The sequence below is a fragment of the Calditrichota bacterium genome, assembly GCA_016867835.1.
Taxonomy (GTDB): Bacteria; Electryoneota; AABM5-125-24; order Hatepunaeales; family Hatepunaeaceae; genus VGIQ01.
In genome coordinates, this window is sequence record VGIQ01000170.1 from 1 (window position 1) to 3,422 (window position 3,422).

Below are 3,422 nucleotides of genomic sequence, written 5' to 3' on the forward strand. Positions count from 1 at the left end.
GCCTGCGCGTTCCAAAATCCCAAATCCAAAATCCAATATCCAAGATTATTGTGCCGTCGGGTGTCCTCACCCGATGGTCTGTGTCAGGTGAAGACACCTGACACCACAACTAGTCATTGTGCCGTCGGGTGTCCTCACCCGATGGTCTGTGTCAGGTGAAGACACCTGACACCACAACTAGTCATTGTGCCGTCGGGTGTCCTCACCCGATGGTCTGTGTCAGGTGAAGACACCTGACACCACCCCAAGTCCAATGTTCAGAGTTCAAAATGCTACTCACCGACCGCGAGCAGGCGTTGGTCGAGCGGCTGGCAAGCCGGATCGTCGAACTTCGAATGGCGACGCCGGCGATACTGTTCCTCGAGTCGGTGCGACCGCTCAACTACGTCGGCAGTCAGGTGATGGTCTTCTTCGCGCCGGTAGTGCGCGGCTTCTTTGGAATGCCGGAGTGGGACGAGTTTCGGCGCATTCTGGAGCACCGCGAGTCGATAGGCTACCTTGTCGATTTGATCGAAGCGAAGGAGAACCTGATTCTCGAGGAAGAGGCAAAGTCTCGCGCTGAGCGAAAGCGCGCCAAAGCGGAGGCAAAGGCGAAAGCGGCCGGGCCTCAGGACTAAGCCGCTGCACTCGAGGTGCAAGTTTCGCTTCCGCCCGTTATCCCCCCTCGCCCGGTTGGAATAACCTATCGCTAATCCTATATTAGGTTGCCTTCGCGTCACATCCCGACTCGTCAGATCATAAATCCTGCCAGGAACGTCCCGTGCGACTCGACAAGATCATCCAGACGATTATGCCCCATGACGAGCATTTCTATGCTCTCTTCAACGACGCCGCCCGCAATATTCAGGCTGCCTCGGCGCTGCTGACGCAACTGCCGGCGGCATCGCCCGAAGCCCGGGTGACAATCGTTCAGCAGATCAACGACTTAGAACATGCAGGCGACAGTGTTACGCACACCATATTCAATGAACTGAGCCGCACCTTCGTAACGCCGTTCGACCCCGAAGACATTCACCTGTTGGCATCCGCGCTCGATGACATCCTCGATAACATCGACGGCGCTTCCCGAAGATTCGCTCTCTACAAGATCGGCGTCTGTCCGTCGGGGGTAGGTGAATTGGCTGGGACGCTCGATCAAGCGGCTCGTGAGTTAGCCCAGGGAATCGCTTTACTCAAGGGCTTCAAGCAACCCGACCGGCTGCGGGAGATCATCCGCAAGGTGAACGAATACGAAAACGAAGCCGACGTCATCTTTGCGCGGTCGGTAGCGGATCTGTTTGAAAATGAGATGGATCCTATCGCGGTTATCAAGATGAAGGAGGTGCTGGTGATGCTCGAGACGGCGACCGACAAGTGTGAGGACGTTGCCGACGTGCTCGATACCATAATGCTTAAGCATGCCTGACCCGGGAGGCGACTCAAGGTGTTGACACTGGTCGTTACGATCATTTTGATCGCGCTGATCTTCGACTTTCTGAACGGGTTTCACGATTCGGCCAATTCGATCGCGACGATCGTCTCGACGCGGGTGCTGACGCCTCGGGTGGCGGTGATATGGGCGGCGTTCTTCAATCTGGTGGCGGCGTTTCTCTTCGATGTCCACGTCGCCAAAACGGTCGGCAAAGGTATGGTGGCGCTCGATGCGGTCGATGAGTGGGTGATCATGGCCGGGCTGGTCGGCGCGATCACTTGGAATCTCCTGACCTGGTATTACGGCATACCGTCGTCGTCGTCGCATGCCTTGATGGGAGGTTATGCCGGAGCCGCGGTGATGAAGGCGGGGTTTGGGGCAATCGTTGCTTCAGGCTGGATAAAGACGCTCACCTTTATCGTCATTGCGCCGGTGTTGGGGATGACCATCGGATTCATCCTGATGGTGAGCGTGATCTGGATCTTTCGCCACCGCAATGCAACGACCGTCAACAAGGGTTTTCGAAGTTTCCAACTGGTCTCGGCTGCGGCTTACAGCCTTGGTCACGGCACCAATGACGCTCAAAAGACGATGGGGATCATCACCGGATTACTCGTTACGGCAGGCATTCTGGACACCTTCGACGTTCCCTATTGGGTAATCCTGATCTCGCACTTTGCCATCGCATTGGGGACGCTCTTCGGCGGCTGGCGGATCGTGAAGACGATGGGGCAGAGGATCACCAAACTGAAGCCATCGATGGGGTTCTGCGCCGAAACAGCCGGTGCGGTGACGTTGCTTATCACAGCATTCGGGGGGATTGCGGTGAGCACGACGCACACGATCAGCGGGGCGATCATGGGAGTGGGGGCGACGAAACGGGCGTCGGCGGTGCGGTGGGGGCTGGCCGGGAACATCGTAATCGCCTGGATCCTGACGATCCCGGCATCGGCCGCGGTGGGTGCGGTTACCTATGCCCTGGTGAACGGGATTCACCAACTTATTGGACAGTAACGGCCGGTGAGGGTGGGGATACCCCCCCTACACCGCCTTCAACTTATAGACCAGCGCGATGATCTCTGCGACCGCCTGATAGAGGTCGTAAGGGATCTCCATCCCAATCTCCGTCGTCCGGTAGAGCGCCCGCGCAAGTTCCGGCTCCTCGATGATCGGCACCCCGTGCTCCCGGGCGATCTCCTTTATCCTTAATGCCATCTTCCGCTTCCCCTTGGCGACCACCTGAGGCGCGTGCATCGTCAGCGGATCATACTTGAGCGCGACTGCCACATGCACCGGGTTCGTAACGACCACGTCGGCTTTCGGGATATTGCGGATCATCCGGTTGAGCGACGCCTTGAGTTGCAACTGCCGGATGCGCCCCTTAATATGCGGATCGCCCTCGGACTGCCGGTGCTCATCCTTCACCTCCTGCTTGCTCATCCTAAGGTCCCGCTTCTGCTTCCAGTTCTGATAGAGCAAGTCGAGCACCGCTATCACCACAAACGCGATCATCAACCGGAACGCCAACTTGAGCGTGAGCGCCGCTATTGCCGCCACCAGGAGCGGCGTTTCCTGATCCATCAGTTGCACCAGTCCGAGCATCTCCGCCCGCACGGTCAGATAGCCCACCAGCCCAACGATGCCGACTTTCAGGATGCCCTTGGCAAGTTCGACCAGCGCTCGTGACGAAAACTTGTTCTTCAGATTCGAGAGCGGGCTAAGGCGCGACAGTTTCGGCACCAGCGGCTTGACGGTGAAGAGGAAGCCAGTCTGGGCAAAGCCCGCCAGCAGCCCCGCCGCCATTACGAGAATCAGAAACGGCGAGATAAGTTTGATGAAGAAGATCGACCACCGGGCAAAGAGCGCCGGCAGGTTGTCGCTGTTGATATCGACGACCGGGATTTCGAGCAGCACCCGTGCCAGCGACTCCCGTATCTGCGATGCCATTCCCGCTCCGAGGAACATCAGCCCAATAATCCCGGCTGCAAGCACTACGCCGGTCGAGACGTCC

At 58.0% G+C, this 3,422-nt stretch carries 4 protein-coding genes; 3 read left to right on the top strand and 1 reads right to left on the bottom strand.

Features of this window, described 5'->3' with window-relative positions:
* The first annotated feature begins 269 nt into the window (after nucleotides 1-269).
* From FJY67_11615 to FJY67_11625, 3 genes are all read left to right on the top strand, one after another.
* Nucleotides 270-617 carry a hypothetical protein gene (locus FJY67_11615; GenBank protein ID MBM3330096.1) on the top strand — a complete coding sequence of 116 codons (348 nt, stop codon included), beginning with the start codon at nucleotides 270-272 and terminating at the stop codon, nucleotides 615-617.
* A gap of 143 nt (nucleotides 618-760) precedes the next feature.
* On the top strand, nucleotides 761-1,405 hold the full coding sequence (locus FJY67_11620) for a DUF47 domain-containing protein (GenBank protein ID MBM3330097.1): 645 nt from the start codon (nucleotides 761-763) through the stop codon (nucleotides 1,403-1,405).
* A gap of 18 nt (nucleotides 1,406-1,423) precedes the next feature.
* Complete coding sequence (locus tag FJY67_11625) at nucleotides 1,424-2,425, top strand: inorganic phosphate transporter (protein ID MBM3330098.1); 1,002 nt, start codon at nucleotides 1,424-1,426, stop codon at nucleotides 2,423-2,425.
* Nucleotides 2,426-2,452: 27 nt separating this feature from the next.
* On the opposite strand, the gene flhB is transcribed toward FJY67_11625, so the two are convergent.
* Nucleotides 2,453-3,422, bottom strand: a 970-nt coding sequence (gene flhB, locus FJY67_11630; protein MBM3330099.1) for a flagellar biosynthesis protein FlhB, incomplete at its 5' end; no start/stop codon positions are given.

What these genes read in the sequence shown, in the direction of transcription:
- FJY67_11615 (MBM3330096.1), top strand. Translation starts at nt 270, where the DNA reads ATGCTACTCACCGACCGCGAGCAGGCGTTGGTCGAGCGGCTGGCAAGC.